We start from the raw sequence: 19,289 nt of genomic DNA, 5'->3' as shown, positions 1-19,289 counted from the left end.
CGAGCCCACCGGGACCTGACCAGCGGCCGCGATGCGGTGTCCATCGCCCGTACTCACCTCGTCCCGGGCCTCGGCCCGCGGACGGCGCCCGGACCCCGGTCAGTCCGTGAGGAAGGCCGGGTCGCTGACGCCCGGCCGCCCGTTCTCCACGTGTCCGGCGAACCGCCTGAGGAACGCCGGATCGGCGGCGGACGTGACGGTCAGGTCGTACCATCGCCGGCTCGCCCGCAGGTCCACGGCCCGCCGCAGGACGGCGCCGGGCCGCACCCGGACGGTCGTCGCCGGGCGTCCGTACCCGTCGGACACCCTCAACTCCACCGTGCCGGAGCCGCGGTGGGTGAAGGTCAGCTCGACGCCGTCGCCGACGTGCCGTGCGCTCACCTCGGGTCCGGCCGCCTTCGCCCGCCCCTTGAAGACGCGCAGGAAGCCGTTCGGTCCGTGCACGGTCAGATCGTGCGAGCCGCCCGAGTACGCCGCGTTCCAGGTGTCCGAGACGGTCGCGCCCGCCCCGGTCGTGTAACTCCACGGCCCGTCGCTCCGGTTGCCGGAGGTGACGAGGAACGCGGCGCCCGCCTCGGCCCCGGAGGCGAAGCCGAGAGTGAGGGTACCGGCCGCCGGATCGGCCGAACCGTCCACGTGCGGCGCGTACTTGAGAGGCCGGGTGGGCCGCGAGCCGCGCTCCTGCTTCGGCAGGACGGGGTGGGCCGGCGGGGTCGGCACGTAGTCGGGGTGACGGTTGCGGTCCGGGGGCGCGTAGCCGCCGGTCGCCGGCAGGACGACCCGCCGGGCGTCCTTGCGGGAGAAGTCGAACGCGGCGGTCAGGTCGCCGCAGACCGTGCGCCGCCAGGGCGAGATGTTCGGCTCGTGGACGCCGAAGCGGCGCTCGACGAACCGGATGACCGAGGTGTGGTCGAGCGTCTCCGAGCAGACGTACCCCCCTTTGCTCCAGGGGGAGACGACGAGCATCGGGACGCGCTGGCCGAGTCCGTAGGGGCCGGCGACATGGCCGGCGTCGCCCTTGAAGACGTCGGGCCCGACGTCGGCCGTCGAGCGGCCCCGGTCCGCCGAGGCCGGCGGGAAGGGCGGGACGACGTGGTCGAAGAACCCGTCGTTCTCGTCGTAGGTGACGAACAGGGCCGTCCTCGCCCACACCTCGGGATCGGCGGTGAGCGCGTCGAGCACCTGCGAGACGTACCAGGCCCCGTAGTTGGCAGGCCAGTTGGGGTGTTCGGTGAAGGCCTCCGGCGCGACGATCCAGGAGACCTGCGGCAGCTTCCCGCCCAGCACGTCAGCCTTCAGCAGGTCGAAGTAGCCCTGACCCGCGCGCGCGTCGGTGCCGGTGCGGGCCTTGTCGTACAGCGGGTCGCCGGGCTTCGCGTTCTGGTACTGCGTGAAGTACAGCAGCGAGTTGTCGCCGTAGTTGCCGCGGTAGGCGTCCTGGATCCAGCCCCAGCCGCCGTTCGCGTCCAGGCCGTCGCCGACGTCCTGGTAGATCTTCCAGGAGACGCCCGCCCGCTCGAGGCGCTCGGGGTACGTCGTCCAGCTGTAGCCCGCCTCGTCGTTGCCGAGGACCGGGCCGCCGCCCCTGCCGTCGTTACCCGTGTGCCCGGTCCACAGGTAGTAGCGGTTGGGGTCGGTGGAGCCGATGAACGAGCAGTGGTAGGCGTCGCAGACGGTGAAGGCGTCGGCGAGCGCGTAGTGGAACGGGATGTCCTTGCGCGTCAGGTACGCCATCGTCGTCGCGCTCTTGGCGGGCACCCACCGGTCGTACCGGCCGTCGGCGAAGGCCGCGTGACCGTCGTTCCAGCCGTGCGGGAGGTCCTGGACGAAGGCGAGGCCCAGGTCGTCGGCGTCGGGGCGGAAGGGCAGCACGTCCTTGCCGGCGGTGTCCGCCTGGTGCCACACCGAGCGGCCGTTCGCGAGGGTGACCGGCCGCGGGTCGCCGAAGCCGCGGACGCCGCGGAGCGAGCCGAAGTAGTGGTCGAAGGAGCGGTTCTCCTGCATCAGGACGACGATGTGCTCGACGTCCTCGATCGACCCCGTGCGGTGGTGCGCGGGCAGTGCCGCGGCACGCTCGACGCTGCCGGACAGTGCGGTGAACGCCGTGGTGGCGCCCGTGAGTTGGAGGAAGCGGCGCCGGTTGACTTCGGACATGGGAGAGGCACCTCTCGTACGCGATGAAGGGGCCGGCCGGTGGTGGCACAAGCGCGCCTACGGAGTGTGGCAAGGGCGTCGAACGTCAGGGAAGGGCCGGATGACGCCGATGTGAAGGTCCGCGGTACGCGCGGCGCGCGACAGGACGGGAGAGCGCCGGCCGTCGGCCGCGGCCGGGGGCGCTTCCGTGAGGCGGAAGAGGTATTGCGGCGCCGTGACGCCCTTCCGGACTATGTCGCCATCACCCAACGACGGGAGCCGCAGCCATGCCGCACATGACGACCTTCGCCAGGAACCAGTGGTACGTCGCCGCCTACAGTCACGAGGTCGGTCGCGAGGAGCTGCTCGGGCGGACGGTCCTCGGGGAGCCGCTGGTCTTCTACCGGACCGAGGAGGACGGCGCGCCCGTCGCCCTGCACGACCGGTGCGTGCACCGTCGCTTCCCGCTCTCCGAGAGCCGGCTGGACGGCGACCGGATCGTGTGCGGCTACCACGGGTTCACCTACGACACCACCGGCGCCTGCGTGTACGTGCCGGGGCAGAAGCGCATCCCGCGCACCGCCCGGGTCACCGCCTACCCGGTCGTCGAGCAGGACTCCCTGGTGTGGGTGTGGATCGGCGATCCGGCTCTCGCCGACCCCGTGGCCGTGCCGCGCGCCCGGCATCTGGACTCCCCCGGCTGGACGACCGTGCGCGGCATGGAGCCGATCGACGCGGACTACGGGCTGCTCGTCGACAACCTCCTCGACCTGTCCCACGAGACGTATCTGCACGGCGGATACATCGGCACCCCCGAGGTCGCCGAGACGCCGATCACCACCGAGGTCGACGAGGGCGCCGGGATCGTGCGGGTGAGCCGGCACATGGACGACGCCGCGTGCCCGCCCTTCTACGCCCGTTCGACCGGGATCGAGGGGCGGATCACCCGGTGGCAGGACATCGAGTACCACGCGCCGTGCCTGTACCTGCTGCACAGCCGCATCGCGCCGGTGGGCGTGCTGCCGGAGGCCGACGGGAGCGACCCGAACGGGTTCCACACCGAGATCACGTACGCGATCACCCCGTCCGCCGAGGGCCGGGTGTACGACTTCTGGATGGTCTCGCGGGACTGGGCGACGGACGACGACGAGGTCACCGAGTTCCTGCGCGGCAACAACCACACGGTGGTCATGCAGGACGTCGACGCCCTCAACCTGCTGCAGAGGACGCTGGGTTCGGAGCGCTCCGGCTACCAGGAGCTGAGCATCAACATCGACACCGGCGGTCTCGCCGCCCGCCGCATCCTCGCCCGGCTGGTGGAGGAGGGCGACAAGCCGGTGGAGCGGGTCCTGTGAGCGGTCCCGCCGGCGAGGTCTACCGCATCGACTGGCTCCCGGGAACCGACGTCCTGCACGGCACCTGCCACTGCGGGGCCGAGCACGCCGCCCAGGACCCGGTGCAGATGTGGGAGTGGATGCTGGCCCACCCCGAGGGACATGAGCCGCACGGACACGAGCCGCGGAGGGAAGCACCTCATGAGTGACGTCCACGAAGTCGAACTCGTCGTCGAGCGGCGTGAGTTCGCGGCCGACGGAGTGCTCGCCCTGACCCTGCGCCACCCGCTGGGCGAACCGCTGGCGACCTGGGAGCCCGGCGCCCACGTCGACGTGGTCCTCGGGCCGGGGCTGGAGCGGCAGTACTCGCTCTGCGGCGACCCGGCCGACCGGAGCGAGTGGCGGATCGCGGTGCTGCGCGAGCCGGCCGGACGGGGCGGGTCGGCCCATGTGCACGACGAGGTGAGACAGGGCGACAAGGTCCGGGTGCGCGGTCCGCGCAACCACTTCGCCCTGCTCCCGGCGGCCCGCTACCGGTTCATCGCGGGCGGCATCGGGATCACGCCGGTGCTGCCGATGCTGGCGGCGGCCGAGGCGGCGGGCGCCGAGTGGACTCTGCTGTACGGGGGCCGCACCCGCGACTCCATGGCGTTCACCCGGGAGCTGGCGCGGTACGGGGAACGGGTCACCGTCGCGCCGCAGGACGAGACGGGTCTGCTGGATCTCGCCGCGGTGCTCGACGAGCTGCCCGAGGACGCCCTCGTCTACTGCTGCGGCCCCGGCCCGCTGCTGGACGCGGTGGAGGAGCGCTGCCCGGCCGGGGCGCTGCACGTCGAGCGGTTCCAGGCCAGGGAGCAACCCACGGGCACGGACGTGGAGTTCGAGGTCGAGCTCGCGCAGAGCGGCCGTACGGTGACGGTCGCGCCGGGCGTGTCCGTGCTGGACACCGTGCGCGCGGCCGGAGTCGAGGTGCTCTTCTCCTGCACCGAGGGCACCTGCGGCACCTGTGAGACCGATGTGCTGGAGGGCGTGCCGGAGCACCGCGACTCGGTGCTCACCGCCGAGGAGCGGGATGCCGGGGAGACCATGATGATCTGTGTGTCCCGGTGCCGCGGGAGGAGACTGGTCCTCGACCTGTGACCCGCGGGACGCCGACGGGCCCCGGGGGACCTCAGGCCTCGGCCGGCGGCACCACGCTCAGGTGGCTCGCGCCGCGTCCGACGCGCGCCCTGCGGGCGGCGGGGGCCGGGCGCACCTCGCGCAGCACCATCGTCAGCCGCGTGTACCCCATGTCCCGCAGGGCCCCCGGGGTGTCCTCGACGATGCGGCAGTCCGTGGCGCCCCAGCGCGGGTCGGGATGCACCAGCGCGCGGACCGCCCCGTCGTGCTCCGCGGCCTGATCGCCGACCGCGCGGATCCAGTGCGGCAGGCCGTACCGGTAGGCGGCCTCCATGATCGGGTCCTGGGCGATCTCACGGCGGATCGCCAGCAGCCCGTGGTCGTGTCCGTGCCGCTCCACGGCCGCCGCGAAGCCGGCGAGCATCGGCAGGCACCAGCCGGCCTCGTGGTCGCCGAGCACCGAGGGCGCGTCGGGATGGAAGAGGACGAAGCGCAGGAAGTTGTCGCCCGGCTGGGCCGTCGGGTGCGGGCCCACCGCACGGAAAAGTGACGCGAAAGCAGCGTTGGACTGCACCACGTCCCAGCGGTGGTCCACCACGACGGACGGGAAGGGGACGGCTTCCAGGTAGACGGCGCAGTCCTGCAGATACGCCTGGGCCTCGGGTCCTTCGGGGACGGGACGCGGTACGGACCGCTGCCCACCTGCCTGATATGCCATCGGGAGGTCACCCCTCTTGCCTCTGCGGCCTTCACGCGGCGCCCCGATCCTGCTGCCGAGGAGCAGTCATGTCAACTATCGTGGCATTCGGTGCTCGTTGACGGCTGAAATTGGCCACAGTTGTGGCGAGACCTGGATGTGAGTTCGAAACACCCGCTACTCTCCACAAGTTCACGGCGACCGTCTGTGCCGCCGGGCGTGTCCCGGCGAGGGGGACGTGAGAGACCTAGGAGACCTGTCGGTGGCGGAGGATGGCTTCGAGGTTCCGGGCGCCACGGCGACGGTGCTGCTGTCGGCCGTCGTCGCCCGTGTCGCCGCGCTCGCCGACCGTCTCGGCGTGCCGCACACGGAGGTCTTCGGCACCGGGCGGCTGTCCGTCGCCTCCGGTGTCCCCGAGCCCGTGGTCAGGGCCCTGCTGAGCGGCCGGCCCGCCGGCGAGCCCGATGTGCAGGCACGTTTCCTGCAGCGCCTGGACCTGCTGCGCCGTACGCGGCTCAAGCCGAACGGCCGCAGGTACACCCAACAGGAGATCGCCGACGGCGCCGGCATGTCGCGCCAGCAGGCGGGCGCCCTCATCAACGGCGACCGGCGTCCCACGATGGAGCACTGCGACGCCCTGCAGCGCTTCTTCCGCGTGCACGCCGGCTTCCTCACGGCGGAGGACCCGGAGGCGCTCGCCGGGGCGCTGCAGCACACCGAGCAGGAACTGCTGCAAAAGCTCGCCGCCCGGGAGGCGGCGGCCGCCGCCGTGGACCCGCTGGAGCGGCTGCTGCAGGACCACGGCGTGCGCGGGATCGCGTGGCGGGCCGCTCAACTGCCCACCGACCAGCACCGCGACAAGGTCGCCGAGTGGCTGGACATGCTCCTGGAGAGCGTGAAGCGGCCCGAGTCGTGATCCGGGGGAGAAGCGTGAGCATCGCGAAGGAAATGCGCCGGCTCAGCGGCGAACTGGTCTCGGAGCTGACCCTCCCGGCCCCCGCCCCGCCGGCCGACCTGTACGCCGCCCTGTGCGACGGGATGAGCAGACGGCGCGGCCGCCCCGTGCACTTCCGGATGGCCCCCTTCCCCGCGGACACGGCCAGCGGGCTGTGGCTCGACATGGCCGACCAGGACCTCGTCGTCATCGAGGAACGCACCGCGCCCGAACACCAGTTGGTGATCCTCGGGCACGAGCTGTGGCACATGCAGGCGGGGCACTGCGGCCAGCACGTCGAGGGCGCCGCGGTCGCGGCCCGTTTACTCAGCGACGGGGCGGACCTGCGGGCGACGGTCCGCAGCGTGGCGGCGCGCACCCGCTTCGACCTGGCCGACGAACGGCAGGCCGAGAGCTTCGGCCTGCTGCTGGCCAGCAAGTGCCGCACCTGGCTGCCGGGTTCGTCACCCAGGGGCCGCGGCCAGCGGGACCACCTGGCGGGCCGCATAGAGGCCTCGCTCGGGTATCTGGGGCCGCAGAACTGAGCGGTGGCGCGGCCGGGGGGCGCGCGCCGGGCGCGTTCAGAAGGTGACGGGCCTTGTCGCACCCCGTCCCGATCCGGGCCTTCGGCAGCCCGCGCACGTGCCTTCGACGCAGCTCAGAAGACGTTTCCCGGGCGGATGCCGGCGAGGGCGGCGGCTGCGCTGAGCGGGCGAACCGACGTGCGGGACCACCGGATTGTCAGTGGTGGGCGGCAAGCTGGTGGTGCGCCGCCGCACGGTGGCGTACGCGCCGTGCGGGCGCGTGGCAGCCGACGACGCCGACACGGGGAGAGCCGACCGATGCCCACTGCCGTACTGACCGACCGCGAACGCACCGCCGTCCAGGCCTACCTGCGGCTGCTGCACACCGTGCGCGCCGCCTTCGGCGACGAGGACGGCGGGGAGCGCCTCGGCGCGGCGCGACCGCCGCACGACCGTCTGCCCCCGGTGGTGCCGCCCGCCGTCCTGGCGGAGGCCGAGCAGGCGCTGGCCGACGCGGGGCTCGCCGGCAACGAGGAGGAGTTCTTCCGGTTGCTGCACAGCTGGTGCCCCGGCAGATGACCGCGGCGGCCGGCCGTCTCAGCCGTGCGGCACCGTCACCGCCGTGGCCACGAGCCCCTGCCGTACGGCCCAGCGGCCGTCGAAGTACCCGACCCGGCGCCCGCCGACCACCGGCCCCGGGACCAGCAGCCGGGCCCGGAAGGCGCCCTGCGCTCCCGCGGCCGGTCCGGCGTCGACGACGGCGTGGCGGGTGTCGGCCGCGAGGTCGATGTCGGCCTCGTCGAAGTCCAGCCACTTGCCGGTGAGGGGGAACCACGCCTTGTAGACGGACTCCTTGGCGCTGAACAGGATCCGGTCCCAGTTGACCTCGGGGCGGTCCGCGGCCAGCCGTTCGAGCCGCGCCGTCTCCTCGGGCAGGGCGACCGCGCCCAGCACTCCCTCGGGCAGCGGCCCGTCGGGTTCGGCGTCGATGCCGAGCGAGGCCAGGTCCGCGGCCCGCGCCAAGGCCGCGGCGGAGTAGTCCGCGCAGTGCGTCATGCTGCCCGTGACGCCGTCCGGCCAGCACGGCGCGCCGCGCTCGCCGCGCAGCACCGGCTGCGCGGGCACCCCCAGTTTCTCCATGGCGCGCCGGGCGCAGCCGCGCACGACGGTGAACTCGCGGCGCCGCTTGTCGACCGCCCGCGTCAGCAGCGCCTGCTCCTCGGGGTACAGCGCGGTGTTCCCGAACTCGCGGACGCCCTCCTCGCCGAACGCCTCCACCACCACCACCGAGGCGGGCAACAGTTCATCGATCACGAGGCTTCGGCCTCCCGGGGCAGAATGCGGCGCAGACGGCCCGGCGACTGCGGCCGCTTGCGCCATTCGCGGGGGTAGCCGACCGACACCTCCTCGAAGCGGACGCCGTCCTGCCGGGTGGTGCGCGGGATGTGCAGATGGCCGTAGACCATGGCCTCGACGCGGAACCGCCGGTGCCAGTCCGCGGTGAGGGCGGTGCCGCACCACATGGCGAACTCGGGGTGCCACAGCACGTCCATCGGGTGACGGTGCAGCGGGTAGTGGTTGACGAGGACCGTCGGCAGGTCCACGGGGATCGCGGCGAGCCGCCGGCCGGTCTCGGCGACCCGGGCCCGGCACCAGGCCTCGCGGCTCGGATACGGATCGGGGTGCAGCAGGTACTCGTCGTTGCAGACGATGCCCGTGCCCTCCGCGTAGGCGAGCCCCTCCTCCTTGGTCGTGCAGCCGGCCGGCAGGAGCGAGTAGTCGTACAGCAGGAACAGCGGCGCGACGGCGACCGGGCCGCCCGGCCCCTCCCACACCGGGTAGGGGTCCTCGGGGCTCGTCACTCCCAGGTCGCGGCAGAGGTCCACCAGGTGCTCGTAGCGGGCGACGCCGCGCAGGGTGACCGGGTCCGTGGGGAACGTCCACAGCTCGTGGTTGCCGGGAGCCCAGACGACCTTGCGGAAGCGGCTCGCGAGCGTCTTCAGCGCCCAGCGGATGTCGTCGGTGCTCTCCGAGACGTCGCCGGCGACGAGCAGCCAGTCCTCGTCCGTCTCGGGGACCATGGCCTCGACGAGGGCCCGGTTCTCCGCATAGCCGATGTGCAGATCGCTGATGGCCAGGAGTCGCCCGGCGGCACCGGCCGTCGACGTCACTTCACACCCCCGCTCAGGAGCCCACGCTCCGTATTTGGATGCACACACCAGTGTGCCCAAGAGAACACATTCGCGGCCCCTGTACAAGGTCGGATCACGTCGTCCGCGAGTCCGGCACCGGGCTCCACCTGCGCCGGAGCACCCCATTACCGGACCGGACGCCGCACGTGAACAAGATCGGCAATTCCGTAACACCCGCGTTGCACGCGGCACCCCCGGGAAGCCGTATGATCGCCCCAACACCACCGCCATGGACGTCCCTTCCGCAGGGCGGTTTGGTGACCCACCATTCCCCCTGCCCGGGCCGGGCCTGCTTCGCCCTGCCCGCGAACCGTGAAAGGCGGCCTCGCATGGTCTCTCGCGTACGCGTCTGGCTCAACCGCACGTACGCGGAGAACGTGTTCTTCACGGATCAGCTGCGACGAAATCCCAGCGACCGCGCCGTCGAGATCCATGCCACGCACGGTGACGCCGACTCCCCGGTGCTGGCCGCGGCCGACACCGCCGAACTGGAGCCGGAGGGCCTCTCCCCGGCCGCGTACGTCGAGTACGCGCTGGCCCAGTGCAGGCGCCGCGGCATCGACGTGTTCGTGCCCCGGCTGCACCAGTCGGCGATCGTGGCGCACCGCGCCGACTTCGAGGCGGTCGGCACCGCGCTGCTGGCGCCGCCGCCGGAGGCGGTCGCCGTCTTCCACGACAAGGTGATCGCGTACGAGGCCGTGCAGGCGATCGGCGTGCCCGTGCCGCCGTGGTACCGGATCCGGTCGGCGGACGAACTCGTCGCAGCCGTCGAGGAGTTGGAGGACGCGGGTCACAAGCCGTGCTTCAAGCCGGCGTCCGGCGCGGGCGGCGTCGGCTTCCGGATGATCACCCGGGCGCCCTTCTCGCTGTCGCACCTCACGGGCTTCCCGAGCCCGTACGTCCAACTCGACGCGGTGGTCGAGGTGCTGAGGCAGGCCGAGGAGCAGGACGGGGAGCAGGTCGACTGGCTGGTCATGCCGCGCCTGGAGCAGCCGGAGGTGTCCGTGGACTGCCTGACCGGCCCGGACAACGTCCTGCGGATGGCCGTCGGCCGGACGAAGAACGGCCGCCGCCGGGGCTTCACGCTGCACGAGCAGTGGCTGGAGCCGGCGCGGCTCGTCGCCGAGGGCTTCGGGCTGCACTACCTGTCCAACGTCCAGTTCCGGATGTTCGGCGACCGGCCGGTCCTGATGGACGTCAACACCCGCCCGGCCGGCGGACTGCACCAGCTGTCCCAGTGCGGGATCAACGCCCCCTGGGCCGCTGTGCAGTTGGCGCTCGGCGAGGACCCGGGCGTGATCGTGCCGCCGTTCCTCGGACAGGACTACACGGTGGTGTCGGGCCCCCGGCCGCTGCGCGCGGTGACGCTGCCGCACCAGCGCCTGGACGAGGTGGCGCCCACCGAGCCGCTGCTGCCGGCCGTGCCCGCACCGGCCGACTCCGTCGAGGTGACTCCGGCTCCGGCGGCGCAGGCACTGCCGCTCTGAGAGCCCCCGAAACGGATATTCCTCTCACCGGTATGGACCAATCCTACCTGTTGTCTTGACAGGCGGATTGGTCCATACCAACTTTGTTGCGCACCCCCTGCACTCCCCTGCACTCCCGAACACCCCCATTCCTTCAGGGAGATCGCGTGCGCAGCACACTCCTCGAACGCCCCTGGCGTCGCTTCCTCGCCCTGCTCGGCACCGCCGGGCTCGCCCTCGCCGGCGCCGTGGCCCTGCCGGGCACCGCCCAGGCGGCCAACGTCCTCGCCAACCCCGGATTCGAGTCGGGCGCCCTCGCGCCCTGGACCTGTACGGGCAACCTCGGCTCCGTCGTCTCGTCCCCGACTCACAGCGGATCCAAGGCCCTCACGGGGGCGGTGAGTTCGAGCGACAACGCCAAGTGCAGCCAGACCGTCGCCGTCCGGCCGAACACCGCCTACGCGCTGACCGGCTGGGTGCGCGGCTCCTACGTCTACCTCGGCGTCGACGGCGGCGCGTCCACCTGGACGTCGTCGCCCTCGGCGTACAGCAGGCTGTCGGTGTCCTTCACCACCGGGGCCTCGCAGACCAGCGCCACGATCTACGTCCACGGCTGGTACGCCCAGGGCGCCTACCAGGCCGACGACGTCAGCCTCGACGGGCCGGGCGGCGGGGGCGGCACGGACACGCAGGCGCCGACCGCGCCCGGCGGGCTCACCTCGACCGGCAAGACGTCCTCCAGCGTGTCGCTGTCCTGGAACGCCGCCACCGACGACGTCGGCGTCACGTCCTACGACGTCTACAGAGGGTCCTCGAAGGCGCTCACCGTCTCCGGCACGGCCGCCACGGTCGGCGGGCTGTCCGCGAGCACGGCGTACACCTTCACCGTGAAGGCGCGCGACGCCGCCGGGAACACCTCCGCGGCCTCCAACTCCGTGTCCGTCACCACCAGCGCGGGCGGGGGCGGCGGCGCCGGGTTCAAGCAGGCCGCGCCCTACCTGTTCGAAGGGTGGGGAGACCCGCCGAACGTGACCACGGTGATGAACGCGACCGGCGTCAAGTGGTTCACCATGGCGTTCGTGCTGGACGGCGGCGGCTGCAACCCCCTGTGGGACGGCAACCGGGCGCTGGCCGGCGGGGTCGACCAGAGCGTCATCAACCAGATCCGCTCGGCGGGCGGTGACATCGTGCCCTCGTTCGGCGGCTGGCAGGGCAGCAAGCTCGGCGCCAACTGCTCCTCGGCGAGCGCGCTCGCGGGCGCCCTGCAGAAGGTGATCGACGCCTACTCGCTCAAAGCGGTCGACATGGACATCGAGAACACCGACGAGTTCGAGAACGAGGCCGTGCAGGCACGGATCCTCACCGCGCTGAAGACCGTGAAAGCCGACAATCCCGGCCTGAAGACGGTCGTCACCTTCGGGACGGGCACCACCGGACCGACGTACTACGGCAACCGCCTCATCGAGCAGGCCAAGTCGCTCGGCGCGGACATCGACGTCTTCACCATCATGCCGTTCGACTTCGGCGGCGGCTCGGACATGTACGGCAACACCGTGAACGCCACGGAGGGGTTGAAGAACAAGCTGAAGTCCACCTTCGGCTGGGACGACGCCACCGCGTACGCCCACATCGGCATCTCGGGCATGAACGGCCTCTCCGACCAGCAGGAGAACACCACCCCGGCGATCTGGACGCAGATCCGCGACTGGGCCAACTCCCACCACATCGCTCGGCTCGCCTACTGGGCCGTCAACCGCGACCGGCCGTGCCCGGGCGGGGGCGTGGTGAGCAACTGCTCCGGCATCAGCCAGAGCACCTGGCAGTTCACCTCCATCACGGCCGGCTTCACCGGCTGAGGCTCCCGGCGCGAGCCGAGGAAGCCCGGCCGAAGCCTCCCCCACGGCCGTGGAAGTCCCCCGGATCCCGGTCCGGGGGACTTTTTTCCGCGGAGGGTGTATCAGGGGCGCACCTGCGGACTCTCAAGGGTGAAGGGCCGCGGGGGGAGCGCCGGCCCGCGGGGGAAGCACAGGGATCGACGGGGGACGCTCCGGGGATCGACGGGGGATCCTCGGGGCACGGGGGGATCGGGTCGGTCGGCCGCTGTCACGGGGAGCGGCCGACCGGCCCGACCGTGCGTCAGGGACGTCCAGGCCCCGGGTACGTCTCCAAGAGCACACCGGGGTCGCAGCCGCGCCGTGGACTCCTTCGGGAGACCGGCGCAACGGGCGACGTCACGGCGTGCCGAGCGGACACGCCGAACCGCGCCCCGCCCGTGGGGACTTCGGGACGCCGCGGCCCGCGTCCGCGGGCCGGGCGGCCACAGGTCGACCGCCCGGCCCGGGCCGGATTCCACCGCTCCCTCGCCCCCACCGGACGAGTGCCGGAACTCGCCCGTCCGGTGGGGCGGGGCGCCGTGGGTCAGGTGGCGCGGTGCAGGCGGAGGGTGAGGATCTGGAAGGGCCGCAGGGCGATCCCGATCGTGCCGTCGGCGTGCACCGTCGCCGCCGCGCCGTCCTCGAGCGGACGTTCCAGCAGGTCGGTGACCTGCGCCCCGGCCAGCGGGAAGCCGGTGCGCAGCACGCCCCGGGCCCGTCCGCCGTGGGACTCGTACAGCCGCACCACGACGTCGCCCGACCGGTCGTCGGCGAGCTTGACGGCCTCGACGGTGACACCGTCGCCGTCCACCGACACGACCGGCTCCGCGGCGCCCGCCGACTCCGCGACGCGCAACGGCAGATTGAGGGCGTAGCCCTCGGCGACCGCGTCCGCGATGGTGGCGCCCGGCAGCAGGGAGTACGTGAACCGGTGCCGGCCCTGGTCGGCCTCGGGGTCGGGGATGCGCGGGGCGCGCACGAGGCTGAGGGCGACCGTGGTCGTCGTGCCGCCGTCCTCGCGGACCGTGCGGGAGACGTCGTGGCCGTACGTCGAGTCGTTGAGGACCGCGACGCCGTAGCCGGGTTCGCCTACGTGCACCCAGCGGTGGCCGGAGACCTCGAAACGGGCCGACTCCCAGGTGGTGTTGGTGTGGGTGGGCCGCTGGACGTGCCCGAACTGGATCTCGGCGGACGAGTGCGCGGCACGGACGTCGACCGGGAAGGCTGCCTTGAGGATCTTCTCGGCCTCGTGCCAGTCGATGTCGGTCTCGATGTCGATCCGCGAGCTGCCCGCCCGGACGGTGATCGTCTGGGTGAGGGTCGAGCCCCTGCCGAAGGAGCGGGTGACGCGCACCGCGCCGAGCAGCGGGTCGTCCTCGACGACGGTGACCGAGTCCGGGTCGAGCAGGTCGGTGAAGCGGTTCTTGTAGTGCTTGTCGATGTCCCAGGCGTCCCAGTAGTTGGGCAGGTCGGTGTGCAGGCGGAGCAGGTTTCCGGGGCCGGCCAGGACCTCGCGGTCCGCGCGCAGGTCGCGCACCGAGGACAGCGTGCCGTCCGCCGCGACCTCCACCCGGACCAGTCCGTTGTCGAGGGTGCGGCCGGTGACCGTCACGGCCTGCGGCGTGCCGACGGCCGGGGCGGCCAGCGGGGCGCTGCCGCTCGCGGGCACCTCCACGTACGCCGGGGCCCCGGCGGAGGTGCGGACCACCTCGGCGCGGTCGTGGGGACTCGTGTTGAACACGCGGGTGGCGCCCGCGCCCAGCGCGGCCACGGCCTCGGCCGTCAGCTCCTCCAGTTCGGCGGCGACCCTGGCGTACTCGGCCTCGGCCTCGCGGTGCACCCAGGCGATCGAGGAGCCCGGCAGGATGTCGTGGAACTGGTGCAGCAGCACCGTCTTCCAGAGCCGGTCCAGCCTCTCGTACGGGTAGGCGTGGCCCGGCGCGTGCAGTGCGGCCGTGGTCGCCCACAACTCGGCTTCCCGCAGGCGGTGTTCGGACCGCCGGTTGCCCTGCTTGGTGCGCGCCTGCGTGGTGTACGTGGCGCGGTGCAGCTCCAGGTAGAGCTCGCCCACCCACACGGGGGCGTCCGGGTACTCGGCGCGGGCCTGGGCGAAGAAGTCGTCCGGGTGCTCGATGACGACCTTCGGCGAGCCTTCGAGGTCGGCGAGCCGGCGGGCCCGTTCCATGATCTCGCGGGTGGGGCCGCCGCCGCCGTCGCCCCAGCCGAACGGGGCGAGGGAACGGGTGCCGCCGCCCTTGTCGGAGTAGTTGCGCACCGCGCGGTCCATCTCCTCGCCGCTGAAGCGGGCGTTGTAGGTGTCGACCGGCGGGAAGTGGGTGAAGATGCGGGTGCCGTCGATGCCCTCCCACCAGAAGGTGTGGTGGGGGAACTTGTTGGTCTGGTTCCAGGAGATCTTCTGGGTGAGGAACCACTCGTTGCCGGCGAGCTTGGCGAGCTGCGGGTAGGCGGCGTTGTAGCCGAAGGAGTCCGGCAGCCAGACGCCCCTGGTCTCGACGCCGAAGTGCTCGATGAAGAACCGCTTGCCGTGGATGAGCTGCCGGGCGATGGCCTCGCCGCCGGGCAGGTTGCCGTCGGACTCGACCCACATGCCGCCGACCGGGACCCACTGTCCCTTCTTCACCGACTCCTGGATGCGCGCCCACACGTGCGGGTAGTTGTCGCGCACCCACTCGTACTGCTGGGCCTGGGAGCAGGCGAAGACGAAGTCCTCGTACTCGTCGGCGAGCGCGGTGACGTTGGAGAAGGTGCGGGAGGTCTTGCGCTTGGTCTCGCGGATCGGCCACAGCCAGGCGGAGTCGATGTGCGCGTGGCCGACGCCGGAGATGGTGTGGGCGCTGGCGTGCGCGGGCCGGGCCAGGGCCGGGGCGAGCACCTCGCGGACGGCGGCGGCGCTGCCGGAGACGTCGTCCAGGTCGAGGACGTCCATGGCCCGGTCCAGGGCGTGCATGATCTCGTGGCGGCGCGGTTCGTGCTCGGCGAGGTGGACCATCAGGCCGCGCAGCACCTGGAGGTCGAGGTCGAGGTGCCAGACCTGCTCGTCGAGGACGGCGAGGTCGGCGCGGCGGAAGGTGTACAGCGGCCGGTCGCCCGCCGTCAGCACGTCGCCGAGCTGGGTCGGCGCGGCGAAGTCGTTCGCCAGGATGTCGGGGTTGGAGGCCGCCTCGACGAGGTAGTCGACGCTCTCGCCGCCCGTCGCCGGGTTGCCGATCGGCACGTACTGGTTGAGCGGGTTGACGGCCTTCAGCGGCGTCCCGTCGGTGCGGTGGACGAGGGCCTCGGCCTGGTTGCCGGGCCAGTCGCCGACGAAGCCGAGGTCGATGACGGCCTCGACGCGCCGGCCGGCCCACTCGGCGGGCACCCGGCCGCGCATCCGGAACCAGGTGGTGCCCCAGGGCGGGCCCCACGGGGTGTCCATGGCGAAGGGCTGGTAGGCGGCGGCCGCGGCCTCCTCGAAGGGCACGGGCTCCCCCGGCGCCTGCCAGGCCTCGACCTCGAGGGGCACGGTGGCCGCGTAGACGGCGGGCTTGACGCGCTGGTTGTGGACGCGCTCGACGCGCTCCTCGATGCGGCGGCGTTCGTCATGCATGGGGAATCTCCAGAGGGGACCACGAAGTGCGGAAGGCCGGAGGCCGGGTGCGGGCCCAGCGGGGGAAAGCGCTTTCCCCCGCTGAGGCTACTTAAGGTACGCCAGCCCGGGGTGGACGTCGGCGTAGGCCTCGACCAGCCTGCGGGCGACGTTCACCGAGTCGACCAGCGGATGCAGCGCGAACGCCTTGACCGCCGTCGCCCGGGAACCGGACTCGGCGGCGGCCAGCACCTCGCGCTCGACGCCCTTCACCGCGCAGACCAGCCCGGTGGCGTGCTCGGGCAGCGGCGCGACGGCCACCGGGTGCGCGCCGCCGGCGTCCACGAGGCAGGGCACCTCGATGACGGCGTCCGCGTCGAGCACCGAGAGCACGCCCTGGTTGCGCACGTTGAGGATCAGCGTGGTGCGCTCGTCGCGGGCGATGGCCCGCATCAGGGCCAGGGCGACCTTCTCGTAGCCGCCGGAGAGGTCGTCGGCGTCGCGCTCGCCGGCGCCGGCGGTCTCCCGGTTCTCGGCCATGTAGGTGGCCTCGCGCTCGGCGCGGGTGCGGTCCCAGGCCGACAGGGCCGCCGCGCCCGGGTCTGTCATCTCCTCGTAGAAGCGGGACTGCTGGTCGGCGAGGAACGCGCCGCGGGTCTTCTCGGCCTGCTGGTAGGCCCGGACGGCCTCGCGGTTGAAGTAGTAGTAGTGCAGGTACTCGTTGGGGATGGCGCCGAGGGACTGCAGCCAGTCGACGCCGAAGAGCTTGCCCTCCTCGAAGGAGCCGAGCAGGCCGGGGTCGGCGAGCAGCCGCGGCAGCTCGTCGCGTCCGGCCACGCGCAGGCCGCGGACCCAGCCGAGGTGGTTGAGGCCGACGTAGTCGATCCACGCCTGCTTGGGGTCGGCGCCCAGGACCCGGGCGATACGGCGGCCGAGGCCGACCGGGGAGTCGCAGATGCCGATGACGCGGTCGCCCAGGTGGCGGGACATGGCCTCGGTGACGAGCCCCGCCGGGTTGGTGAAGTTGATGACCCAGGCGTCGGGGGCGAGACGGGCCGCCCGGCGGGCGATGTCGACGGCGACGGGGACCGTCCGCAGGCCGTAGGCGATGCCTCCGGCGCCGACCGTCTCCTGGCCGAGGACACCCTCCGCGAGCGCCACCCGCTCGTCGTTCGCGCGGCCCTCCAGGCCGCCGACGCGGATCGCGGAGAAGACGAAGTCGGCGCCGCGCAGAGCGTCGTCTAGGTCGGTGGTGGCGGTCACCCGGGGGGCGTCGGGCACGGCGGCGGCCTGTTCGGCCAGCACCCGGGCGACCGCCCGCAGCCGGCCGCCGTCCAGGTCGTGCAGGACGACGTCCGTGACGCGCCCCTCGCCGCGGTCCGTCAACAGCGCGCCGTACACGAGCGGCACCCGGAACCCGCCGCCGCCCAGAATCGTCAGTTTCACGCCTGCACCTTTCCTGCCAGCACCACCTCGACGCCCGCCTCCTCGAACGAGGACCGGGTCGCCGGGTCGACCGGCCCGTTCGTCACCACCACGTCGAGGTCCTCGGGACCGCAGACCCTCGCCATGCCCGTGCCCGGGAACTTCGCCGCGTCGGCGAGCAGGACGACCCTGCCGCCGGCCTTGATCATGGCCCGTTTGACCGGCACCTCGACGACCGTCGTGTCCATCACCTGCCCGCCCGGGCGCACTCCGCTGGTGCCGAGGAAGAGCCAGTCGGCATGCAGCTGGCGCAGGTTGTCCTCGGTGAGGAAGCCCACCAGCGAACGGTACTCACGGCGGACCATGCCGCCGAGGAGCACCAGCTCGATGCCCTCGTCGTCGGCGAGCTCCTCGTAGACCACCAGGTTGCTGGTGATCACGGTGAGTCTGCGGCCGTGCAGCTGCCGGGCGAGCCGGTAGGCGGTGGTGCCGATGTCGAGCAGCACCGTCTGGCCGTCCTCGACCATCGCCGCGGCCCGGGCCGCTATCGCGTCCTTCTCGGCCACGCGCACCTCGGCCACCTCGGCGAAGGGCTGGTCGCCCTCCTCCGCGACGGCCCCGCCGTGCACCCGGGTCAGCAGGCCGTCCTCCTCGAGTTTGACCAGGTCGCGCCTGATCGTGGCCGGGCTCACCCCCAGCTCCTCGGAGAGATCGGTCACGGCCGCGGGGCCCCCGGCGCGCAGGGCCCGCAGGATCAGTTGATGTCGTCGTTCTGCCAGCACGACGTGAACACTACTCGTCATCTTCAATCAAATCTATGCTCACTTCTGCTGAGGTATTGACCAATCTCACGGAGGGGCGCACGATTCCGGTCACCGAAATGAAGAGTTCTGACGAGAGGATGTGCGGTGGACGACGACCGGCCCGACGTTCTGCTCACCGGGCTGCTCTTCTACGACCTCGTCCTGACGGGCCTCGGCCGAGCGCCCGTGCCGGGTGAGGAGATCTGGACCGGCGGCATGGGCTGCGGCCCCGGCGGCATCGCCAACCTCGCGGTGGCGGCCTCCCGCCTCGGCCTGCGGACCTCGCTCGCCACGGTCTTCGGCGACGACTTCTACGGCGCCCACTGCCGGGAAGTGCTCGCCGGCCAGGAAGGCGTCGACCTCGCCCTCTCCCGCACCGCCGACGGCTGGCACACCCCCGTCACCGTCGCCCTCGCCCTCCCCGGACCCGGCGCCGCGCGCGGCGGAACACCGGCCTTCGACCGGGCCCTCGTCACCCACGGCCAGGAGCCTCCGTACTCGCAGGACGCGCTGATGGGCGACCCGCCCGAGGCACGCACGGCCCTCGTGCACCTCGAGGCCGAACCCCGCGCCTGGCTCGCCAAGGCGGCCGCGAACGGCACCCGGGTCTACGCCGACGTCGGCTGGGACCCCACCCGTCAGTGGTCCGCGAGCCTGCTGGACCAGCTGGCCCTGTGCCACGCCTTCCTCCCCAACGAGACCGAGGCCATGGCGTACACCCGCACCGACAGCGCGCTCGCCGCGCTCGGCACGCTCGCCGAGCTGGTGCCGGTGGCCGTCGTCACCCGGGGCGCGCACGGCGCCGTCGCGGTCGACCAGAGCACCGGCGAGTTCGCCGAGGTCCCCGCCCTGGACGTCGACGTCCTGGACGCGACCGGCGCCGGCGACGTGTTCGGCGCGAGCTTCGTGGCGGCCTCGCTCGGCGGCTGGCCGCTGGCGGAGCGGCTGCGGTTCGCCGTCCTCGCCGCCGGACTGTCCGTACGGCACCACGGCGGCGCACTCGCCGCCCCCGGCTGGTACGGCGTGCGGCGCTGGTGGCGCTCCCTGACCGACCCCGACCTCGAGCGGGCGTACGGCTTCCTCGCCGACCGCATCCCGGCGGACGTGGGCCCTCCCGTACGGCACGCCCCGGTCACCCCGCCCGTCCTGCGGCCCTGAGCCGGACGGACGCCCCTCCACACACGCCCCTCGAACGGCACCCC

Annotated in this window: 16 protein-coding genes; 9 read left to right on the top strand and 7 right to left on the bottom strand. The window is 72.6% G+C overall.

Annotated features, from left to right (window positions below; translation table 11 throughout):
• Positions 1-99: 99 nt before the first annotated feature.
• Positions 100-2,154 (bottom strand): phosphocholine-specific phospholipase C, encoded by a 2,055-nt coding sequence (locus ACH4ZA_RS30355; RefSeq protein WP_398432525.1) that lies wholly within the window; start codon positions 2,152-2,154, stop codon positions 100-102.
• A gap of 266 nt (positions 2,155-2,420) precedes the next feature.
• Between ACH4ZA_RS30355 and ACH4ZA_RS30350 the strand changes: the two genes are divergently transcribed.
• From ACH4ZA_RS30350 to ACH4ZA_RS30340, 3 genes are read left to right on the top strand one after another with little or no spacing between them, the layout of a single operon-like run.
• Positions 2,421-3,488 (top strand): Rieske 2Fe-2S domain-containing protein, encoded by a 1,068-nt coding sequence (locus ACH4ZA_RS30350; RefSeq protein WP_398432524.1) that lies wholly within the window; start codon positions 2,421-2,423, stop codon positions 3,486-3,488.
• On the top strand, positions 3,485-3,676 hold the full coding sequence (locus ACH4ZA_RS30345) for a hypothetical protein (RefSeq protein ID WP_398432523.1): 192 nt from the start codon (positions 3,485-3,487) through the stop codon (positions 3,674-3,676). Before ACH4ZA_RS30350 ends, ACH4ZA_RS30345 begins: the two co-directional genes overlap by 4 nt.
• The gene (locus ACH4ZA_RS30340; RefSeq protein ID WP_398432522.1) at positions 3,669-4,607 is read left to right on the top strand and encodes a PDR/VanB family oxidoreductase; all 939 of its coding nucleotides are present in this window, start codon (positions 3,669-3,671) and stop codon (positions 4,605-4,607) included. The genes ACH4ZA_RS30345 and ACH4ZA_RS30340 overlap by 8 nt, the downstream gene beginning before the upstream one ends.
• Before the next feature lie 31 nt (positions 4,608-4,638).
• Here the strand turns inward: ACH4ZA_RS30340 and ACH4ZA_RS30335 are convergent, their stop codons facing one another.
• Positions 4,639-5,304 carry a hypothetical protein gene (locus tag ACH4ZA_RS30335; protein ID WP_398432521.1) on the bottom strand — a complete coding sequence of 222 codons (666 nt, stop codon included), beginning with the start codon at positions 5,302-5,304 and terminating at the stop codon, positions 4,639-4,641.
• Between the two features lie 241 nt (positions 5,305-5,545).
• Here ACH4ZA_RS30335 and ACH4ZA_RS30330 point away from each other — a divergent pair, with 241 nt between their 5' ends.
• From ACH4ZA_RS30330 to ACH4ZA_RS30320, 3 genes are all read left to right on the top strand, one after another.
• Positions 5,546-6,199 carry a helix-turn-helix domain-containing protein gene (locus ACH4ZA_RS30330; RefSeq protein WP_398432520.1) on the top strand — a complete coding sequence of 218 codons (654 nt, stop codon included), beginning with the start codon at positions 5,546-5,548 and terminating at the stop codon, positions 6,197-6,199.
• Between the two features lie 32 nt (positions 6,200-6,231).
• Positions 6,232-6,762 (top strand): toxin-antitoxin system, toxin component, encoded by a 531-nt coding sequence (locus tag ACH4ZA_RS30325; RefSeq protein ID WP_398432580.1) that lies wholly within the window; start codon positions 6,232-6,234, stop codon positions 6,760-6,762.
• Positions 6,763-7,059: 297 nt separating this feature from the next.
• Complete coding sequence (locus ACH4ZA_RS30320; RefSeq protein WP_398432519.1) at positions 7,060-7,320, top strand: hypothetical protein; 261 nt, start codon at positions 7,060-7,062, stop codon at positions 7,318-7,320.
• Positions 7,321-7,338: 18 nt separating this feature from the next.
• Here the strand turns inward: ACH4ZA_RS30320 and ACH4ZA_RS30315 are convergent, their stop codons facing one another.
• Entirely contained in the window at positions 7,339-8,055 is a 717-nt protein-coding gene (locus ACH4ZA_RS30315) for a 4'-phosphopantetheinyl transferase (RefSeq protein ID WP_398432518.1), read from the bottom strand.
• Positions 8,052-8,912 carry a metallophosphoesterase family protein gene (locus tag ACH4ZA_RS30310; protein ID WP_398432517.1) on the bottom strand — a complete coding sequence of 287 codons (861 nt, stop codon included), beginning with the start codon at positions 8,910-8,912 and terminating at the stop codon, positions 8,052-8,054. The genes ACH4ZA_RS30315 and ACH4ZA_RS30310 overlap by 4 nt, the downstream gene beginning before the upstream one ends.
• Before the next feature lie 350 nt (positions 8,913-9,262).
• Between ACH4ZA_RS30310 and ACH4ZA_RS30305 the strand changes: the two genes are divergently transcribed.
• Positions 9,263-10,420 (top strand): ATP-grasp domain-containing protein, encoded by a 1,158-nt coding sequence (locus ACH4ZA_RS30305; protein WP_398432516.1) that lies wholly within the window; start codon positions 9,263-9,265, stop codon positions 10,418-10,420.
• Positions 10,421-10,566: 146 nt separating this feature from the next.
• Positions 10,567-12,255 carry a carbohydrate binding domain-containing protein gene (locus ACH4ZA_RS30300; protein WP_398432515.1) on the top strand — a complete coding sequence of 563 codons (1,689 nt, stop codon included), beginning with the start codon at positions 10,567-10,569 and terminating at the stop codon, positions 12,253-12,255.
• Between the two features lie 562 nt (positions 12,256-12,817).
• On the opposite strand, the gene ACH4ZA_RS30295 is transcribed toward ACH4ZA_RS30300, so the two are convergent.
• The 3 genes from ACH4ZA_RS30295 to ACH4ZA_RS30285 form a co-directional block, all read right to left on the bottom strand.
• The gene (locus tag ACH4ZA_RS30295; RefSeq protein ID WP_398432514.1) at positions 12,818-15,880 is read right to left on the bottom strand and encodes an alpha-mannosidase; all 3,063 of its coding nucleotides are present in this window, start codon (positions 15,878-15,880) and stop codon (positions 12,818-12,820) included.
• 87 nt (positions 15,881-15,967) lie between these two features.
• Complete coding sequence (locus ACH4ZA_RS30290) at positions 15,968-17,305, bottom strand: 6-phospho-beta-glucosidase (RefSeq protein WP_398432513.1); 1,338 nt, start codon at positions 17,303-17,305, stop codon at positions 15,968-15,970.
• A complete protein-coding gene (locus ACH4ZA_RS30285; protein WP_398432579.1) occupies positions 17,302-18,066 on the bottom strand; it encodes a DeoR/GlpR family DNA-binding transcription regulator in 765 nt (254 codons plus the stop codon). The genes ACH4ZA_RS30290 and ACH4ZA_RS30285 overlap by 4 nt, the downstream gene beginning before the upstream one ends.
• 126 nt (positions 18,067-18,192) lie before the next feature.
• On the opposite strand from ACH4ZA_RS30285, the gene ACH4ZA_RS30280 reads away from it, so the two are divergent.
• Complete coding sequence (locus ACH4ZA_RS30280; protein ID WP_398432512.1) at positions 18,193-19,245, top strand: PfkB family carbohydrate kinase; 1,053 nt, start codon at positions 18,193-18,195, stop codon at positions 19,243-19,245.
• Positions 19,246-19,289 lie beyond the last annotated feature (44 nt).

Source organism: Streptomyces sp. NPDC020597, from assembly GCF_044335095.1.
Taxonomy (GTDB): Bacteria; Actinomycetota; Actinomycetes; order Streptomycetales; family Streptomycetaceae; genus Streptomyces.
Note: the sequence above shows the minus strand (reverse complement) of the source record. Positions and strands in the feature narration are given on the sequence as shown.